General features: G+C 57.8%; 15 protein-coding genes. 9 read left to right on the top strand and 6 right to left on the bottom strand.

Annotated features, from left to right (window positions below):
* Nucleotides 1-129 precede the first annotated feature (129 nt).
* A complete protein-coding gene (gene hrcA, locus ASD46_RS05485) occupies nucleotides 130-1,221 on the top strand; it encodes a heat-inducible transcriptional repressor HrcA (RefSeq protein WP_003514754.1) in 1,092 nt (363 codons plus the stop codon).
* Nucleotides 1,222-1,334: 113 nt separating this feature from the next.
* A complete protein-coding gene (gene grpE, locus ASD46_RS05480; protein WP_003514756.1) occupies nucleotides 1,335-1,970 on the top strand; it encodes a nucleotide exchange factor GrpE in 636 nt (211 codons plus the stop codon).
* A gap of 129 nt (nucleotides 1,971-2,099) precedes the next feature.
* Here grpE and ptsN read toward each other — a convergent pair whose 3' ends face one another.
* The 6 genes from ptsN to lptC form a co-directional block, all read right to left on the bottom strand.
* The gene (gene ptsN / locus ASD46_RS05475) at nucleotides 2,100-2,561 is read right to left on the bottom strand and encodes a PTS IIA-like nitrogen regulatory protein PtsN (protein WP_003493488.1); all 462 of its coding nucleotides are present in this window, start codon (nucleotides 2,559-2,561) and stop codon (nucleotides 2,100-2,102) included.
* Nucleotides 2,562-2,643: 82 nt separating this feature from the next.
* Complete coding sequence (gene hpf / locus ASD46_RS05470) at nucleotides 2,644-3,225, bottom strand: ribosome hibernation-promoting factor, HPF/YfiA family (RefSeq protein ID WP_003514759.1); 582 nt, start codon at nucleotides 3,223-3,225, stop codon at nucleotides 2,644-2,646.
* Between the two features lie 234 nt (nucleotides 3,226-3,459).
* Nucleotides 3,460-5,010 (bottom strand): RNA polymerase factor sigma-54, encoded by a 1,551-nt coding sequence (gene rpoN, locus ASD46_RS05465; RefSeq protein WP_025592254.1) that lies wholly within the window; start codon nucleotides 5,008-5,010, stop codon nucleotides 3,460-3,462.
* Nucleotides 5,011-5,163: 153 nt separating this feature from the next.
* Nucleotides 5,164-5,973, bottom strand: coding sequence for an LPS export ABC transporter ATP-binding protein (lptB, locus tag ASD46_RS05460; protein WP_003514762.1), 810 nt, complete (start codon nucleotides 5,971-5,973; stop codon nucleotides 5,164-5,166).
* Between the two features lie 9 nt (nucleotides 5,974-5,982).
* Nucleotides 5,983-6,549: an LptA/OstA family protein gene (locus ASD46_RS05455; protein ID WP_003514763.1), complete on the bottom strand. Its 567-nt coding sequence runs from the start codon at nucleotides 6,547-6,549 to the stop codon at nucleotides 5,983-5,985.
* Nucleotides 6,550-6,562: 13 nt separating this feature from the next.
* Nucleotides 6,563-7,228 carry an LPS export ABC transporter periplasmic protein LptC gene (lptC, locus tag ASD46_RS05450; RefSeq protein ID WP_003514764.1) on the bottom strand — a complete coding sequence of 222 codons (666 nt, stop codon included), beginning with the start codon at nucleotides 7,226-7,228 and terminating at the stop codon, nucleotides 6,563-6,565.
* A gap of 249 nt (nucleotides 7,229-7,477) precedes the next feature.
* Between lptC and sppA the strand changes: the two genes are divergently transcribed.
* From sppA to ASD46_RS05415, 7 genes are all read left to right on the top strand, one after another.
* Entirely contained in the window at nucleotides 7,478-8,431 is a 954-nt protein-coding gene (gene sppA, locus ASD46_RS05445; protein WP_060641868.1) for a signal peptide peptidase SppA, read from the top strand.
* A 2-nt stretch (nucleotides 8,432-8,433) separates the two neighbouring features.
* Nucleotides 8,434-8,760, top strand: coding sequence for an integration host factor subunit beta (locus tag ASD46_RS05440; protein ID WP_219256707.1), 327 nt, complete (start codon nucleotides 8,434-8,436; stop codon nucleotides 8,758-8,760).
* Between the two features lie 65 nt (nucleotides 8,761-8,825).
* A complete protein-coding gene (locus ASD46_RS05435) occupies nucleotides 8,826-9,167 on the top strand; it encodes a LapA family protein (protein ID WP_003514766.1) in 342 nt (113 codons plus the stop codon).
* Nucleotides 9,168-9,260: 93 nt separating this feature from the next.
* Nucleotides 9,261-10,394, top strand: a complete 1,134-nt coding sequence (locus ASD46_RS05430; RefSeq protein WP_035197723.1) for a class I SAM-dependent methyltransferase — start codon at nucleotides 9,261-9,263, stop codon at nucleotides 10,392-10,394.
* The gene (locus tag ASD46_RS05425; protein ID WP_003514768.1) at nucleotides 10,391-11,251 is read left to right on the top strand and encodes a TrmH family RNA methyltransferase; all 861 of its coding nucleotides are present in this window, start codon (nucleotides 10,391-10,393) and stop codon (nucleotides 11,249-11,251) included. Before ASD46_RS05430 ends, ASD46_RS05425 begins: the two co-directional genes overlap by 4 nt.
* Nucleotides 11,251-11,739: a signal peptidase II gene (lspA, locus tag ASD46_RS05420; RefSeq protein WP_003514769.1), complete on the top strand. Its 489-nt coding sequence runs from the start codon at nucleotides 11,251-11,253 to the stop codon at nucleotides 11,737-11,739. The genes ASD46_RS05425 and lspA overlap by 1 nt, the downstream gene beginning before the upstream one ends.
* 55 nt (nucleotides 11,740-11,794) lie before the next feature.
* On the top strand, nucleotides 11,795-14,026 hold the full coding sequence (locus ASD46_RS05415) for a hybrid sensor histidine kinase/response regulator (RefSeq protein WP_025592260.1): 2,232 nt from the start codon (nucleotides 11,795-11,797) through the stop codon (nucleotides 14,024-14,026).
* Nucleotides 14,027-14,121 lie beyond the last annotated feature (95 nt).

Raw genomic sequence — 14,121 nt, 5'->3', positions numbered from 1 at the left:
ACTCTCCATGTTGGTTCCTGCCTTCTAAGGCGCGCCCCGGGGTTTTGCAAAGCCAATTTCCATTTTGCCGCAGCGGTGCAACGCATTATATTGGTACGGACAGAGTTTTGACGATAAAGAACGGATGATATGGGCTTTTCCGCACCGCTTTCAAAAGATCAGGCATCGTTGCTGGATGAACGGTCGCGGGAGATTTTCCGGCGCATCGTCGAAGGCTATCTCGACACCGGCGAACCCTTGGGGTCGCGCAGCCTGTCGCGGCTGTTGCCGATGTCGCTTTCACCGGCCTCCGTTCGCAACGTCATGAGCGACCTCGAGGAACTGGGTCTCATCTATTCGCCGCATATCAGCGCCGGTCGCCTGCCCACCCAGACGGGGCTGCGCTTCTTCGTGGACGCATTCATGCAGGTGGGCGATCTGCCCGCCGATGAGAGAGCCAGTATCGACCGCCAGATCGGTCCGGTCGCCGGCCACGAGCAATCGCTGGAAGGGTTGCTGACGGAGGCAAGCCGCATGCTTTCAGGCATGTCGCGCGGTGCCGGCCTGGTGCTGACGGCCAAGAGCGACGTCATTCTCAAGCATGTTGAATTCATCCGGCTGGAGCCCACCAAGGCGCTTGCCGTGCTGGTAGGGGACCACAATCAGGTCGAAAACCGTATCATCGAATTGCCGGTCGGCATTTCGTCATCGCAATTGACAGAGGCGGCAAATTTCATCAATGCCCATCTTTCCGGGCAGACGCTGCAAGAACTGCGGGGCCAGTTTCAGACGCAGCGTGCCGAATTGCAGTCGGAACTCGGCACGCTCGCGCAGGACCTCATTGAACGTGGTCTCGCCATATGGGCGGGCGACAATGAAGAGGGCAAGCTCGGCCGCCTCATCGTCCGCGGACGCTCCAACCTGCTGGAAGGTCTGGCCGGTGAGGAAGATATCGATCGTGTGCGCCTGCTGTTCGACGATCTGGAACGTAAGGAAAATCTCATCGAGATACTCAACCTTGCGGAAAGTGGCTCAGGCGTCAGGATTTTCATCGGCTCGGAAAACAAGCTCTTCTCGCTGTCAGGCTCGTCACTGATCGTGGCACCTTATCGGGATGAGGAAAATCGCGTTGTGGGTGCCGTCGGCGTCATCGGTCCCACGAGGCTAAATTACGCCCGTATCGTGCCTATGGTGGACTACACCGCACAAATTATGGCCCGCCTTTCCCGAAAGCAGAGATAGGACAAGCCCGCAAGGTTAGAGAATGCGGCAAGCTTTTCGCCGCAAGCCTTGATTTTTGCCCTTCAAACCTCGATATCGGGCGCAACCAACAATATTCAAATCTGGAGAACGTCATGACCGACGATACGAAAAAGCCCGGACCTGACGCGGACGTCGCCGAAGAGTTTGTCGAACCCGCATTTACAGGGGAAGAGACGGCGGAAGCTGCCGAGCCCGATCCGATCGAACTGCTCAGGGCCGAAAATGCCGATCTGCGCGACAAGTTCCTGCGTCTTGCAGCAGAAATGGACAATCTTCGTCGCCGCACCGAGCGCGAAGTCAAGGATGCGAAGGCCTATTCTCTCGCCGCTTTCGCGCGCGACATGCTTGCCGTTTCCGACAATCTTCGCCGCGCTCTTGAAGCCATTCCTGACGAACTCAAGACCAATGGCGAAGCCGGTCTCAACGGCCTGATCGAAGGTGTCGAGATGACGGAGCGCTCGATGCTCTCGACGCTGGAGCGACATGGCGTCAAAAAGATCGATGCGGAAGGCCAGAAATTCGATCCGAATTTCCACCAGGCGATGTTCGAAATTCCGAACACAGCAGTTCCGAACAACACGGTACTGCAGGTGGTTCAGGCCGGTTTCACCATCGGTGACCGGGTGCTGCGCCCCGCCATGGTTGGCGTCTCAAAGGGTGGCCCGAAGGTGGAGACCGCCGCAGCGCCCGAGCCGGGCACCGCCTCCGTCAACGAGAAGGATGCGTGAGGCATTCCCTCATCTAAAGCGCGTCCGGATATAAAAACCGGGACGCGCTTTTGTTTGAAATGCTCCAATAAAAAACGCGCCTCAAGGGCGCGTTTTTTGTCCATGGAAAGGACCGTCGGCAGCCTTTGATCAGGCAGCGGTCGCCTGCTCCTGATTGAGGAAGGCGTAAATTGCCGTGTCGGAATCGGTGGCACGCAGCTTGGCCACCAGCTCGGGGTCGCGCAAAGCTCGGGCAATTCTCGACAGCGCCTTCAGATGATCCGCGCCGGCGCCTTCGGGTGCAAGCAGCAGGAAAACCAGATCGACCGGCTGGTCATCCAGCGCCTCGAAATCAACAGGTGTTTCAAGACGTGCGAAGACGCCGGTGATCTGATGGATGCTGCTCAGCTTGCCATGCGGAATGGCAATGCCGTGCCCCACACCGGTGGAGCCGAGTTTCTCACGCTGGAGGATGACGTCGAAAACTTCCCGTTCCGAGACTCCGGTAATTCTGGCTGCCTTTGCGGCCAGCTCCTGAAGCAATTGCTTTTTGGAATTCACCTTGAGGGCGGGAATAATCGCATCTTGTTGCAGCAAATCTGCCAACGCCATTCTCTTTTTCCTTCATGCCATCGAGACGATGCAGGAGGCAGATACGCTTTCGCGCTCTGCCTCCCATGTCTTGTCAGACTGTTCAGCTCTTGATCGTTTCCGCGTCGATCCAGCCAATATTGCCGTCATGTCGTCGGTAGACGATGTTGAGATATTCCTTGCCGGGGCTGCGGAACAGCAGAACCGGTTCGTCCGTCATGTCGAGCGCCATCACGGCGCTGGCGACGGACATCGTCTTTATCTGTTTCGAACTTTCCGCAACGATCGTGGGTGCGTAGTCTTCCGGAACCTCGTGGTCCTCATCGGGGACAGCATCCATTACCGTATAGGCGATTTCCGACATCGCGCCGTTCGCCGCGGAACCATTGTGGTGATGGTCCTTCAGCTTCCGTTTGTAGCGACGCAGGCGCTTCTCGATACGCTCGGCGGCGGCATCGAAACTCGCTTGCGGATCATTTGCCTGACCCGCCGCATGCAATACAACGCCCGTATCGAGATGCAGTTTGCAATCGGCTGCAAAACGCGATCCGGACTTCTCTACGGTCACTTGGCCTGAATACCCCCCATCGAAGTATTTGGTAACTGCCAGACCTATATTGTCCTCAATCCGCTGCCGGAAAGATTCGCCGATCTCCATATGTTTACCAGATACACGCACACTCATGGAAAATTTCCTTTTTGTAGTGATTTGCGAGTACCAGCTTACGTCAAGCCGCGCGCGCATCCAAGCGTTTCGAAGGCCTTTAAAAGCCCCCATTCGAATTTTACGCCCATGGACGGTGGAGATGAATCCGTTACAAATGACCTTGCTTACGTGTGCGGCGGGCTTCTAGCCCTTGCCGTAGCAAGAGTCAATGGTGCGGCTGGAAAGCCCTGAAAACGTGACCAGCGCCACCGCTCAGAACGCCGACAGTCTGGCCAGGGCCTTCTTCTCGCGCCGTCTCTGAACGGAGGATGGGATGTTCATCGCCTCGCGATATTTGGCCACGGTCCGGCGGGCAAGATCGATACCACTCTTTTTCAGATTATCGACGATATCGTCATCGGAAAGCACTGCGTCGGCGGCCTCCTGCGCGATCATCGCCTTGATGCGATGACGCACGGCTTCTGCCGAATGGCTGTCACCGCCTTCCACCGAGCTGATGGAAACACTGAAGAAATATTTCAGCTCAAACAGGCCGCGCGGCGTCAGCATGTATTTTTTCGACGTCACCCGGCTGACGGTGGATTCGTGCATCTTGATGGCGTCGGCCACCGTCTTGAGGTTCAGCGGGCGCAGGTGGTCCACGCCATTGACGAGAAAGGCGTCCTGCTGGCGCACGATTTCGGTCGCCACCTTCATGATCGTTCTGGCGCGCTGGTCGAGGCTGCGGGTCAGCCAATGGGCCGTCTGCATGCATTCGGAAAGGAAATCCTGATCCTCTCCCTCACGCGACTTGTGCCTTGAAACCTCTGCGAAATAGGTCTGGTTGATGAGCACGCGCGGCAGGGTCTCGGGGTTGATTTCCACAAGCCAGCCGCCGGCAGAGGAGGGGCGAATGATGATATCAGGAACGATTGTCTCGGAAACGGTCGAATCGTAACCAGCGCCCGGACGCGGATTGAGCGTGCGGATTTCCGCCAGCATGTCGAGAAGGTCTTCCTCATCCACGCCGCAGAGTTTTTTTAGAGAAGCGAAATCCCGTTTCGCCAGAAGCTCCAGATTGTCGATAAAAGCCCGCATTGCCGGATCAAGCCTGTCCTTCTGGGCAAGCTGGATCGCCAGACATTCGCTCAGCGAGCGGGAAAACACGCCGGGAGGATCAAAGCCCTGAAGCGTCTCCAGAATGCGCTCCACTGCCGAAGGCGCCGCCCCCAGCCGTTCAGCGACGTCTTCGACGGCATCTACGGCGATATATCCGGTCTCGTCGAGCTGGCCGATCAGCGCATCGGCGATCATCCTGTCTTCCACAGAGGATATGGCGAGAGGCAATTGCTGATTGAGATGGTCGCTGAGGGTCTGTTTCGCGGCAACGAAGTCGTCGAGATCGTAACTCTCGCCTGACTCCTGCCCGGGCATGGATTTCCACTGCCCCGCCAGTTCGGGTGCGTCGGGCTTTCTGGGTTCGGTATCGTCGGGAAAGACATTTTCGAAGCTGGTGTCGAGCTGTTCGCCGAGATTTGCCGCGCGATCGCCGTACCAGTCGTCGCTGTCGGCCGTTACCGGCGCGGACTTGTCGGACCCTTCGCTGTCGGCATCGCCGAAATTCTCCGCATCAGCAGGGGTATCGTTGCTCAAATCGCCGTCGTTTGCCGCAATTTCAAGCAAAGGATTGCGCTCCACCTCCTGCGCGATGAACTGAGTCAGTTCGAAATGCGTCATCTGAAGCAGCTGGATGGACTGCATCAGTTGCGGTGTCATCACGAGAGACTGGTTTTGACGCAGCAAAAGGCTGGCAGATAATGCCATGGCGGACGCGAAACTCCCCTTACAGCTTCTTCGTCGCCACAAATTTCATAAATTTTGCGCAGGCAACGAAACTTGGCCCAAAAATTGCTTTTTTATTATGTTTGGTCAAGCGTCACTGCGGGGCGCGATGAAGAATCTTTCGCGCCCGGGAGCTTAAAGGCTAAAATTATTGCCGAGATAGAGCCGGCGCACATCCGGATTGTTGACGATATCGTCTGCACGGCCATGGGTCAGAACCTCACCGGCATGGATGATATAGGCGCGGTCGATGAGGCCGAGCGTTTCGCGGACATTGTGGTCGGTGATGAGAACGCCGATCCCGCGCGCGGTCAAATGTCTGACAAGGTTCTGAATGTCGCTGACGGAGATCGGATCGACGCCGGCAAAAGGTTCGTCTAGAAGCATGAAGGTCGGGTCGGTCGCCAGAGCACGGGCGATTTCCAGACGGCGACGTTCGCCGCCCGACAGGGCGACAGCGGGCGATTTGCGCAGCTGCGCAATGTGGAACTCTTCCAGCAACTCATCGAGCTTGCGGCTGCGCTTGGCGCTGTCAGGTTCGTGCACTTCCAGCACGGCGCGGATGTTTTCCTCGACTGTCAGTCCACGGAAAATGGAGGCTTCCTGCGGCAGGTAGCCGACACCGAGGCGGGCACGCCTGTACATCGGCATGGTGGTGACGTCGTTGCCGTTGATGGCGATCTTGCCGCTATCGACGGGTACGAGGCCCGTGATCATGTAGAAACAGGTGGTTTTGCCCGCGCCGTTCGGGCCAAGCAGCCCCACGGCTTCACCACGGCGCACGACCAGCGAGACGCCGTTGACGACGCGCCGTGTATTATAGGTCTTCGTCAGACCATGCGCGATCAGGGTGCCGTCATAGCGAGCCTTGTCGGCCTGCGACGCAGCGTCCACAGGTCGGTCGCGCCCACCGCCAAATATTTTTGAGATCGAGGCTATCTTCACGAGGTGAGACTACTGTTTCTTCTGCTGCGATTTCGGATCGAGCATGATCCGGACAGGGCCGCCGCAGCTTTCAAGCTTTGCCTGCCCCGAATTCATCAGAACAGTGAGCTTGCAGCCGGTGAAAACATTCGCGCCCTCGGACAGCACAACCTGCTTGCCGGTCAGAATGAAGGTCTGCGCCGCCATGTCGAATTCGCCGTGATCGGCCGTTGCCTTCTGCGTCTCGGACGTCAGGTAGACGTTATTGTCGACGAAGATTTTTTCGATGTTGGCGTCACCACTGGTGAGCGAGGAACCTTCACCCTTGTAATTGACCGTCATCTTGCCGGCCTGAAGGGTGGTGGTGCCCTGCACAACTTTCACGTTACCGGTGAAATAGGCCTTGCGCTCCTGGTCCCGAATCTCGAGCTGATCGCTTTCGATAGCGATCGGCTGGTCGCCGGAGAGCTTGACGCCTGTCATGTTGCTGGTGGTGTTCTGAGCGAAAGCCACGGTTGCAAGACAGGAAAAAGCAAAAGCTGCGGCTGTAACGCCTGCGGATTTGCCAAGGGAAACGGGACGGGAAATTTGCATCATCTGGACCGGGCTCTCACTTGCCTTCATTCTTGATATTGGATGCAGCGATACGTGCGCGTACCTGCCCCGAAAATGTAATAGTCTTGCCATTATCCGCGATATCAATCGATTGCGCAACAATGGCGCCGTCGTTTGTTTTGATCGAAACCGGCTCTTTGCTGCTCATTTTTCCAGCCTTCAGATCGACATCCGCAGATTGGAACTTCGCTTGTATGCCATTGCTGAGATTGATGTCAAAAGGGGCGGTCATCTTCAGCGTGTTGGTGGCCCGGTCGAAAATGCCTTCCTTGGCGATCACCTGGGCGACGCTGTCGTTCACAGGCACAGCAGCCAGAACCCTTTCGAGCGTCATGAGGTTGGGGTTGGCGATATCCTGCAACGCACGGTCTGCGTTCATGGAGTAGTCGATCCCCTTCTCGTTGCGGCCCGCAACGGCCGGCTTTTCCATCACGATCTTGCCGTCTTCGATCCTTGCGCTTTCAAGCGAAACCTCTTCGGGCGCCCAGGTGCGAATGAGCGAAACGGCGACGAAGGCAAACGAGATGATCGCCGCACCGAGCGGCAGAATGATTTTCAGCCGCTTCACGCGCGCGGAATGCCTCAGCGCGCGCTCGTAAGCGCCGTTCTGGTCATTGGGCAGCGGAAACGCTGGCGCGGGTTGGCGGAGTCTTTCGAGCATAAGAGTGGGTCCGGAAAACTTCCTGGGCGCCACTTTGGCGCGCAACTGAAGCTTATATGTTTATCTTGATGTCTTTGGCATGAGTGCTTTGTCCTGCCAATATGGTTTTTGTCTGGAAAGGTGCAAGGGAAATGCGAATTTAATCGTAATTCTGGTTTCCTTATTGTTTCCTTGCGGCTTCGCGCTAGAAGAACCATATGGCCATGACGCTTACATTACGCTTCAAATGCCGGAAGGCAGGGGTTTTCGATGGATAATATGGCGATAGCGGATCGCAGACGATTGCGCCGCAAGCTGACTTTCTGGCGGATTGCCGCTGTTTTTCTGTTTGTCGCCGGCATTTTCGGCCTCTACCGGTTTTTATGGGCCACCCCGCAGCAAAGCGAGAGACCCCATATTGCCCGTGTCCAGATCTCCGGGCTGATCCAGGACAATACCGAACTTCTGGAGCGGCTGGACAAGATTGCCAAGAGCGACAATGTCAAAGGGCTGATCGTGTCGATTTCATCGCCCGGTGGCACCACCTATGGCGGCGAGCGCATCTTCAAGGCCATTCGCGGCGTTGCGGAAAAGAAGCCGGTGGTGTCCGATGTCCGCACGCTTGCCGCCTCCGCTGGATATATGATCGCATCTGCAGGTGACGTCATCGTCGCTGGCGAAACCTCGATCACCGGCTCGATCGGCGTGATCTTTCAATATCCCCAGATCGGCCAGCTGATGGATAAGCTCGGCGTCTCGCTGCAGGAAATAAAGTCCTCTCCGATGAAGGCGGAGCCTTCGCCGTTCCATGAGGCGCCCGAAGAGGCGAAGACGATGATCCGTTCCATGGTGATGGACAGCTACGGCTGGTTCGTCGATCTTGTGGCCGATCGCCGCGAATTGCCGCGCGAGGATGTGTTGAAACTGGCGGACGGATCGATTTTCACGGGCAGACAGGCGCTCGCCAACAAGCTGGTCGACACGCTTGGCGGCGAAAAGGAAATTCGCGGCTATTTCGAAACGCGCGGTGTTGCCAAGGATCTGCCGATCGTGGAATGGCGCGCACCGTCTTCCAGTTCGCCTTTTTCGCTTTTCAGTGTTGCGCAAATAGCGAAGCTTCTGGGATATGACGATTTAATACCGTTTGCGGGCTCCGGTCAGCTCGGTGCGGACAAGTTGTTTCTTGACGGTCTTGTTTCCGTTTGGCAGGTTGAGCCGCATTAAAAATCCAATTCTTTCAGGGGGCAACCGTGATCAAGTCTGAACTGGTGCAGATCGTTGCTGCGCGTAACCCGCACCTTTATCACCGTGACGTGGAAAATATCGTCAATGCGGTGCTGGATGAAATCACCGATGCCTTGGCAGCGGGAAATCGTGTCGAGCTTCGTGGTTTCGGCGCATTTTCGGTGAAGAACCGTCCTTCGCGATCCGGTCGGAACCCGCGCACGGGTGAATCGGTTTTCGTCGAGGAAAAATGGGTGCCTTTCTTCAAGACGGGCAAGGAACTGCGTGAGCGCCTGAACCCCGGTATGGGTGACGAAGAGGACGATTGATCGTTCTCATCCGCCGCGCCGGAAACGGAGCCGAGGGAATGCACGCCGCGATGGAGTAATGTCGGATGTCGAAAAAAATCATCAACCTCATCATCCTGCTTCCGCTGGCGATTATCCTCGTCATCCTGTGCGTGGCCAATCGTCAGTCCGTGACGCTCGCGCTCAATCCGTTCCGGCCGGAGGATGGTGTACTTTCCTTCACCGCGCCGTTTTTCGTGTTCCTGTTTCTGGCCGTCATTTTCGGTGTGCTTCTGGGATCTTCCGCCACCTGGTTTGCGCAGGGCAAGCATCGCAAGCGCGCCCGGATCGAGGCGAAGGAAGCCGTTCGCTGGCATGACGAGGCGAACCGGCACAAAGCGGCAACAGCCGCGCAGCTTCCGAATGCGGGCCAACTCCCGGCAAAGTGATGGTGCCGACATTCGTTGCGGCTCTAGTCGAGCGACGCTTGGAATGCTATTTGCTGGCGCGATAAGACGCGGGCAGAAGCGGAAAGATTTCCATTGAAGAAAAAAGACAGCCGGCCGGGCAATCGCGTGCGTGCCGGGAGCGAGAAAAAACAGGTTCATGCCGCAAAGCCGGCACGGCGAATGGACGCGGCACCTAAAAAGCGCGAGCCGGACGCGGTGCGCAGCGCGCCGAAACCTACGCCGAGGGAAAAGATAGCCCCAGTACCGGCCGTTGAGCAGGTGCCTGCGCGGCCCCTCAAGCATCGCACCGGCGAACGTCCCGCAGAACAGGTTCCGGTTATTCTGGAATCGAGTGGCGCGGGTGATTTTCATCTCATCGACAGCGGCAATGGCCTGAAGCTTGAACAATACGGCGAATATCGCGTCGTCCGTCCCGAGGCACAGGCTCTCTGGCAGCCGTCGGTTCCCGACCGCGTATGGCAGAATGCCGACGCCATTTTTACCGGCGACACGGATGAAGACGGCATGGGCCGTTGGCGTTTTCCAAAGGCAGCACTTGGCGAAACCTGGCCCCTGTCGCTGCTCGGCGTCGAATTTCTCGGCCGTTTCACGGCCTTCCGGCATGTCGGCGTCTTCCCGGAGCAGATTGTCCACTGGGAATGGCTGAAAAATGCCGTTGAAACGGCTGACCGGCCGCTGAAAGTCCTGAACCTGTTTGGTTACACCGGCGTCGCTTCTTTGGTCGCCGCTGCTGCAGGCGCTGAAGTGACCCATGTCGACGCCTCCAAGAAAGCGATCGGCTGGGCAAAGGAGAACCAGGCGCTTGCCGGGCTCGAACAGGCGCCGATCCGCTGGATTTGCGAAGACGCGATGAAGTTCATCCAGCGCGAGGAGCGTCGCGGCAGCACCTACGACATCATTCTCACCGACCCGCCGAAATTCGGCCGCGGCACCCATGGTGAAATCTGGCAATTGTTCGACCATCTTCCGTTGATGCTCGATATCTGCCGGGAAATCCTGTCGCCCAAAGCGCTCGGTCTGGTGCTGACGGCCTATTCTATCAGGGCCAGCTTCTATTCGATGCATGAATTGATGCGCGAAATCATGCGCGGCGCCGGTGGCGTCGTTGCATCCGGCGAGCTCGTCATTCGCGAGGCCGGGCTTGATGGCAAGACGCCGGGCCGGGTGCTTTCCACATCGCTGTTCAGCCGCTGGGAGCCGAAATGACGAACGACATGCGCGAAAACACGACGCGCCGGGTTGGCCAGGTCAAGGAAGTCACCAGCCTTGCCAATCCCATCATCAAGGATATCAAGGCGCTTACCCAGAAAAAGGGCAGGGAAGAGACCGGCACCTTCATGGCGGAAGGCCTGAAGCTGGTTATCGACGCGCTCGAACTGGGCTGGACCATCCGTACCCTGGTTTACGCCAAGGCGGCCAAGGGCAAGCCGCTGGTGGAGCAGGCGGCCGTAAAGACGGTCGCTTCCGGCGGGCTGGTGCTCGAAGTCAGCGAAAAAGTCATCGCCTCGATCACCCGCCGCGACAATCCGCAAATGGTCGTTGGCATCTTTGACCAGAGATGGAAGCCATTGAAAGATATCCGTCCGGAAAAAGGCGAGACCTATATCGCGCTCGATCGGGTGCGTGATCCCGGCAATCTCGGCACCATCATCCGCACGGCGGATGCGGCGGGTGCCTCAGGTGTCATTCTGGTCGGCGATTGCACCGATCCGTTTTCGCTGGAAACGGTGCGTGCGACCATGGGTTCGGTCTTCGCTACGCCCGTTGCCCGCGCCTCGGTTGAGGAATTCCTCTCATGGAAAAAATCGGCCAATGTCAGTGTCGTTGCCACCCATCTTGCCGGGTCGGTGGACTATCGAAAAATCGATTACGCCGGAAAGCCCGTCGTGCTTTTGATGGGCAACGAACAATCCGGCCTGCCGCCTGAACTGGCCGGCAAGGCAGACCAACTGGCGCGCATTCCCCAACAGGGCCGTGCCGATAGTCTCAATCTCGCCATCGCAACCGCTGTCATGCTTTTCGAGGCGCGGCGACATCTCCTCGAACTGGCACCGGTGAAGTAATGGCCAAAGCGGCGTTGTTTTCGAAATTCGGCCCGGCTTTCGCGCTTATCGTTGCTGCCCTTGTGCTGGACCAGGTCGTCAAGCAACTGGTCGAGACCTATCTGCCGTTGCAGGAGATGGTGCCGGTCATTCCGTTCCTGGCGCTTTACCGCACCTATAATCTCGGTGTGGCGTTTTCGATGCTGGCGGACATGCACGGCTGGTTCATCGTCAGCATGCGGCTCGTCATCGTGGTCTTCGTTCTGTGGCTCTGGCGCAAGACGGCGGCGGATCGGACTTTTGCCCATCTTGGCTTCGCCTTCATCATTGCTGGAGCGGCCGGCAATCTTCTCGACCGCTTTTTCTACGGTCACGTCATCGACTACATCCTGTTTCACACCGATACATGGTCGTTCGCGGTCTTCAATCTGGCAGACACTTTCATAACAATCGGTGCCGGTTGCGTCATTCTCGATGAGTTTCTGCACGCCCGGGCGGCTAAAAAGTAAAATTTTAGCGTTTGAGCCAAACATATCAAAACCGCTGCCGTGGTAGCGGTTGTGCATGAGCGAACTGGCACGACTGCGGGAAAAAGTTTCAGATGGCCTCGCCGCCACCCCGGCGCAGCCGGCGGATCGCGTCGACACGACATCTCACCATGGCGGTGCGGGGCGCGGGATAGATGCCAGATCGATCACGCTATACGTTGCCGCGTCATTGTCGGTGGGTGCCTTCTCCGCGGCCTTGATCGCGCTTGCGGTGCCTTATGCGGTCACCGTCGCCTTGGCCTCCTTCTTCGGTGCGGTGCTGGTCGGTCTCCTGTCCTACGCCATGTTCGGCAAATCCTTCCAATATCCCGGCAAACTATCTGCAGATGATTTGGATGTACGGCTACGCCAAACTCAAAACCGATCGCTGATTGCCGAGATTCAGGAGGCCATGGGCGATATCATCGTCATCCGCAATATGGATCGGCGCATCGTCGAGGCGAATGCGGTTTTTCGTGAAGTAACGGGCTGCTCGGCACCCGAAGGGCTGAGCTGTGAGGAAATCGGCATCGCTTTCCGGCCAGGCGACAAGGCCCACGCTTATGATGTGGAAATCGCGACCCCGTTCGGTCAGCGCATTTTCTCCTGGCACGATGTCGTCACCCGCGATCTGGTAAGCAGTCGTCTTCTCATCAGCAGCATCGCGAGAGATGTCACCGAGGAGCGGCTGGCGCTCGGCGAGCGGGAAAACGCCCGGTTACGCGCGGAAAAGGCCGATGCCGAAAAGGCAAGGCTGCTGGCAACTGTTAGCCACGAGATCCGTCTGCCGCTTTCCGGCATGCTCGGCATGAACCATCTTCTGTCGCAGACGAAGCTCAATGAAGAGCAACGTAATTATCTCGACGGCATGAAGCAGTCCGGTCAGTCGCTAGTACAGTTGGTCGAGGACCTGCTGGATTATTCGACCATGGAGGCGGGCCGTTTCAAACTCAATCCGCGTGCGGAAAACCTGCGCCGGCTGATCGAGAGCATTGTCGAGATGCTGGCGCATCGCGCCCACGAAAAGGGCATCGAAATCACCTCCTTCGTCACGCCGGATGTGCCTGATTATCTGGATTTCGATCCGGCAAGGCTGCGTCAGGTTCTGTTCAACCTCCTCGGCAATGCCGTCAAATTCACGCAGGTGGGCGGGGTCGTCATCCGAGCGCGCATGGTTGAAGGCGAATTGCATATCACCGTCGAGGACACCGGCCCCGGCATGAGCCAAGCGGAACAAGCCCGTATCTTTGGCGAATTCGAACAGGCAGGCCCGATGTCGCAGCAAAGTGGGGGAACAGGGCTTGGGCTCGCGATTTCCGCCCGCATCGTCCGGGAATTCGGCGGCAGCCTCACGGTCTTCAGCCGCAAGGGTGAGGGCAGCACCTTCAAACTGGCATTCCGTCCGGGCAGTTCGTCCACCGGCACGCCGGACCCGGACCGGCACCATTGCCTGGAGCATACCAATGTCCTGCTGGTCGCGCCGAGGGGCGTGGCAGCGACGGTGACGATGGAGGCGATCGAGGCTTTCGGCGGTAAATGCGCTCTTATCCACGAACCGGAGGATTTTGAAAGGCTGCACGGTACAGTTGCCGATCTCACCGATATCATTGTCGACAGGCGTATTTCGCCTCTGTTCAGAGACGCGCTAAGGGATTGGCCGCAACAGAATGTACGCCGCACGTTGCTGGTCAGTCCCGAAGAGCGGGCGTCGACCATGCATGCGTCCTTCGACGCCTGGTTGATCCGGCCGCTGCGCGAAAAGTCCCTGATTGACGTCCTCTGCGGTCGTCTGCGCGGCATAGAACGGCGCGATGCCATCAACGACAACCATCCGGATGTGGGGTTTTCGTCACGGGTGACGGAGGGGGTAAGCGGCATCGATATCCTCGTGGCCGAGGACGACGCCGTCAATGCGCGCATCATCCGGGCCGTTCTGGAAAAAAGCGGTTACATCGTGCGCGGTGTCGACGATTTTCAGGCCCTGCAGCAAGCCGTGGCGCCCGGCGCAACCCGCCTGCCGCACCTCATCATATCCGATCTCAATATGCCGGGCGGCGAGGGGCTTGAGGTGCTGCCGGAGCTTCTCGGCACGCTGAAGGGCGGAAGAAATATTCCGCTCATCGTGCTCAGCGGCGATGCGAGCGTTGAAACCGCCGAAATCCTGCTGAATGCCGGTGCGGCCAAGGTTTTGACCAAGCCTGCCGACCCGAGACGACTGGTCGAGGAAATCCGCCGCTTGCTGGAGGCGAAACGCCTGTTGCCATCATGACTTGAGAGACTCGCAATGGCTGCATTTTGTCACTATTCTGTCGTCAATTAGTGATTTATGACAGGAAAAATCTTTTGGTGGCGGAGCGATTCCCC

Origin of the sequence: Rhizobium sp. Root491 (assembly GCF_001427205.1) — a bacterium.
Taxonomy (GTDB): domain Bacteria; phylum Pseudomonadota; class Alphaproteobacteria; order Rhizobiales; family Rhizobiaceae; genus Agrobacterium; species Agrobacterium tumefaciens.
The sequence above is the reverse complement of the archived record's forward strand: the minus strand, read 5'-3'. Positions and strand labels throughout refer to the sequence as shown.